General features: G+C 75.4%; 4 protein-coding genes. All 4 read right to left on the reverse strand.

Going from position 1 to position 4,058, the window contains the following annotated elements; translation table 11 throughout:
• Positions 1-54: 54 nt before the first annotated feature.
• The 4 genes from ACRYM0_RS20460 to ACRYM0_RS20475 all read right to left on the reverse strand — a co-directional run bounded on the left by ACRYM0_RS20460 (position 55) and on the right by ACRYM0_RS20475 (position 3,934).
• Positions 55-996, reverse strand: coding sequence for an ABC transporter substrate-binding protein (locus ACRYM0_RS20460; RefSeq protein ID WP_432507689.1), 942 nt, complete (start codon positions 994-996; stop codon positions 55-57).
• A 23-nt stretch (positions 997-1,019) separates the two neighbouring features.
• Positions 1,020-1,745 carry an ABC transporter permease gene (locus ACRYM0_RS20465; RefSeq protein ID WP_432507690.1) on the reverse strand — a complete coding sequence of 242 codons (726 nt, stop codon included), beginning with the start codon at positions 1,743-1,745 and terminating at the stop codon, positions 1,020-1,022.
• 4 nt (positions 1,746-1,749) lie between these two features.
• Positions 1,750-2,400 (reverse strand): ABC transporter permease, encoded by a 651-nt coding sequence (locus ACRYM0_RS20470; RefSeq protein ID WP_432507691.1) that lies wholly within the window; start codon positions 2,398-2,400, stop codon positions 1,750-1,752.
• 82 nt (positions 2,401-2,482) lie between these two features.
• Positions 2,483-3,934, reverse strand: a complete 1,452-nt coding sequence (locus ACRYM0_RS20475) for a serine hydrolase domain-containing protein (RefSeq protein WP_432507692.1) — start codon at positions 3,932-3,934, stop codon at positions 2,483-2,485.
• Between the last annotated feature and the right edge of the window lie 124 nt (positions 3,935-4,058).

Here is a 4,058-nt window from a genome sequence, read left to right on the forward strand (position 1 = left end):
CGGCCGGCCACCCGCTCGGGTGGCCGGCCGTCGTCGTGCGCCGCCGGGGCCGGGTCAGCTCGCTGCCGGCTCGACCGGGTTGGCCTGGAGGTAGGCGCGCGCGACGTCCGCGACCGGTTCCCTGCCGACCTGCACCCGCGCCAGGTACTCGGTGAGCTTCTCGGTGGTCAGCGTCTCCGAGAAGGCGTTCAGCGCGGCGGCGATCTGCGCGTTGCTGCGCGCGGCGTTGATCAGCGGCACCACGTTCTCGGCCAGGAACAGGTCCTGCGGGTCCTCCAGCACGACGAGGTCGTTGGTCTCGATCGAGGAGTCGGTCGTGAAGAGGTTGGCGACCTGCACGTCGCCGTCCAGCAGCGCCTGCACGGTCAGCGGGCCGCCGACGTCCAGCGAGCGGTACTCGGCGAACTCCACCCCGTACACCTCCTCCAGGCCCACCAGACCCTGGTACCGCTCGGCGAACTCCGGCGCGCCGCCCGCCACGAGCTGACCCGCCACCGGGGCCAGGTCCGCGATGCTCGTCAGGCCGTACTGCTCGGCGGTGGCCCGGGTGACCGTCAGGCTGTCCTTGTTCTGGGCCTCGGACTGCTCCAGGACCGTCAGACCGTCCGGCAGCGCCTGCTCCAGCGCTTCGTGCACCTCCTCCGGGGTGCTGACGTCCTCGGGGACGCCGCCGTCCGAGACGGCCGCGAGTAGGGCACCGTTGTACTCGGGGATCAGGTCGATCGAGCCGTCCTGCAGCGCGCGCAGGTACACCTCGCGCGAGCCGATGCCGAAGTTGCGCTCCACCTCGGTGCCGGCCGCCTCCAGCACCTGCGCGTACATCTCCGCCAGCAGCTCGTTCTCGGGGAAGTTCGCCGACCCGACCACCAGCGCGGACGTCGCGGTGCCCTCACCGCCGGGATCGGCAGCCAGCGGGTCCTCCCCCGCCCCGCAGGCGGCCAGGCTCAGGACGCCGCCCGAGGCCAGGACGGTCGTCAGCAGGGTTCTGCGATCCATGGGTGGTGCCTTCCGTTCGGTGCTCACGCCAGGTCGGCGTCGAGGCGGGACTGGTCGGGGCTGGTGCGGCGGCGCCGGCCACGGGCGCGGTACGAGCCGCGGCCGGTGATCCCCGGTGAGACGACGGCCCGCTGCACCAGGGCCAGCAGCAGGTCCAGGAGGATCGCCAGCACCGCCACCACGACGGCACCGGCGAGCACGCGACCGTAGTCGTTGACGGCCAGGCCGTCGATGAGCAGGCGCCCCAGTCCGGACAGGCTCACGGCGGCGGCGACCGTCGCCGTGGACACCACCTGCAGCGTCGCCGCGCGCAGACCGCTGAACAGCACCGGCAGCGCCATGGGCACCTCCACGCCGAACAGCACCTGCAGAGGGCGCATGCCCATGCCGCGCGCGGCGTCCACGGCGGCGCGGTCGACCGAGCGCAGCCCGGCGTAGGTGGAGGTGAGGATCGGGGGGATCACGAGGACCACCAGGGCGATGAGCACCGGCAGCACACCCAGGCCCATGAGGGTGACCAGCAGCATGAGCAGCCCCAGCGTCGGCAGGGCGCGCCCGGCGTTGCCCGCGTTGATGGCCAGGAACGAGCCGCGGCCGGTGTGACCGATGAGCAGGCCCAGCGGGAAGGCGATGCAGAACCCGGCCAGCAGCGCCAAGCCCGTGTACCCGAGGTGGGCCAGCACGAGCTGCGGGATGGAACCGTCGCCGCTCCAGTGCGCGGGGTCCAGCAGGTAGGGGGTCTCCTCCACGGTCTCAGCCCTTCCGCCCGGCCAGCCGCGTCCACGGCGTGGCCCAGCGCTGCAGCAGCACCAGCAGCAGGTCGGCCACGGCAGCCAGCAGCAGCGTCAGGAGGATGCCGACCACGATCGGCTCCGGGTAGTCCAGCTGGAACCCCCGCGTGAACAGGACGCCCAGGCCGCCGACACCGATGAGGGCGCCGACGCTGACGAGGCTGATGTTGGAGACCGCCGCCACCCGCGCCCCGGCCAGGACCACCGGCAGGGCCAGCGGCAGCTCCACCTCCACCAGGCGCCGCGTGCGCCGGTAGCCCATGGCCGTGGCGGCCTCCGTCAGCGCCGGGTCCACCGAGCGCAGCGCGTCGGCGACCGTGCGGGCCATCAGCGCCAGCGTGTACACCGCCAGCGCCACCACCACGTTCAGCGGCGACAGGATCCGGGTGCCCAGCAGGTACGGCAGCGTGACGAACACCGCCAGGGAGGGGATCGCGTACACGACGCCCCACACGCCCATGAGGGGCTGGTACACGCGCGGGAACCGCACGCCCAGGTACCCCACGGGCAGCGCCAGCAGCACCCCGATCACGAGCGGCACCACCGACAGGACGACGTGCTCGGTCAGGGCGTCCAGCACGGCGGCCGAATCGCCGCGCAGGTAGTCGATCACCGCAGCTCCGGGGGTCGGTGGGGGGTCGGGCGGGCAACGGCCCACGGTGCAGCACACCGGTGGGGACCGCGACCGGAACGCCTCAGGGGACCAGGGGGGCGCGCAACCGCGCCAGCGGGGGCCCGTGCAGCGGTTCGGTGCGCCAGGTGCCGCGGAACGCGCCGGCCGCCGGGTCCAGCTGCAGCTGCAGGCGGTGCGGGGTGTGCACGAACACCACGTCCACCCGCAGCGCCCCCGGGCCGGTCCAGGCCCAGGCCGTCGCCAGCGGACCCGTGGTGACCCACCCCTCCCCCAGCGCGGCGCTCAGCCGCTGCCCGGAGTCCTCCAGGACGACCGACCAGCCGGCACCCCCGGCGTCGCGCTGCAGCAGCACGCGCGTCAGCGTGGCGGGCGCGCTGCCGGGGAGCGGGGACAGGCGGGCCTCCACCGGCTCGCCCGCGGGCCCGCCGGAGGCGGCCACCGCCTGCGGCGCGTCCAGGCGCAGGGCGGCCAGGCGGGCGGCGAGCGCGGCGTCGTGCTCGGCGGCGTCCCCCGGCAGGTCCGGGGCCGACAGCGCCGGCAGCAGGTGCTCCCACACCGCCTCCAGCAGCACCTGGGTGGCGGTGCTCTGACCGGTGATCGCCACGACGGCGTCCTGCTCGGGCAGCACCAGGGCGAACTGGCCGTAGGCGCCGTCGGCGCGGTAGCCGTGCCGGGACACCCAGAACTGGTAGCCGTACCCCAGCTGCCAGTCCGGGTCGGGGTGTGCGGCGGCGGTGGCGACGTGCGCCCGGCGGACCTGCTCGACCCACTGCTCGGGCAGCAGCTGCCGCCCGCCCCAGCGCCCGCCCCGCAGGTGCAGCTCGCCCAGCGCGGCCAGCGCGTCCGTCGTCGCGTGCAGCCCGGACCAGCCGATCTCGCGGCCCCGCTCGTCCCGCACCCAGGCGGTCTCCCCCACGCCGAGCGGGTCCAGCACGCGCGGGCGCAGGTACTGCGTCAGCGTGCCGCCGGTGACCCGCTGGACGATCGCGGCCAGGGCGTACGTGCAGGGCTGGTTGTAGGCGAACACCTCGCCCGGCTCCCCCTGCGGCGGCAGCCGCAGGAAGCCGCGCAGCACGTCCCCGGTGGGGTCCGCGCTCGCCTCGCCCAGCGTCTCGGCGGTGTGCCCGCTGGCCATGGCGGCCACGTGCCGCACGCGGATCGAGCGCGAGCGCTCGTCGGTCACGTCGGCGTCCAGCTCGGGGAAGTACGACAGGACGGTAGCGTCCAGGTCCACCAGGCCCTCGGCGACCGCCAGGCCCAGGGCCGTGGCGGTGAAGCTCTTGCTCACCGAGTACAGCAGGTGCGGGAGCTCGGGCGCGTAGGGCTCCCACCAGCCCTCGGCCACGACGTGCCCGCCGCGCAGCACCGCCAGGGAGTGCAGCTCCACGCCGGCGGCGGCCTCGACGGCGTCCAGGAACGCCGCCACGCCGCGGGAGTCGACGCCGCGCGCAGCGGGGGTGGCGCGCGGCAGACCCGTCCCGCTGCCGGCAGGGGTGCTCGCCTCGGTGCTCACGGACGCGATCCTAGGCGGCGGAACCGCCGCGGTGGGGGGGGGGGGGCGCGGGGGGGGCGCGGGGGGGGGGGGGGGGGGTCCTTGCGCGGGCGGGGGGGCGGGGGGGGGGGGGTGGGCCCCCCGG

Source organism: Kineococcus arenarius subsp. arenarius (assembly GCF_050871845.1).
Lineage (GTDB): Bacteria > Actinomycetota > Actinomycetes > Actinomycetales > Kineococcaceae > Kineococcus.

Excerpts from the sequence above, each read along its gene's own strand:
- ACRYM0_RS20460 (WP_432507689.1), bottom strand. The coding sequence starts at position 996 with ATGGATCGCAGAACCCTGCTGACGACCGTCCTGGCCTCGGGCGGCGTC.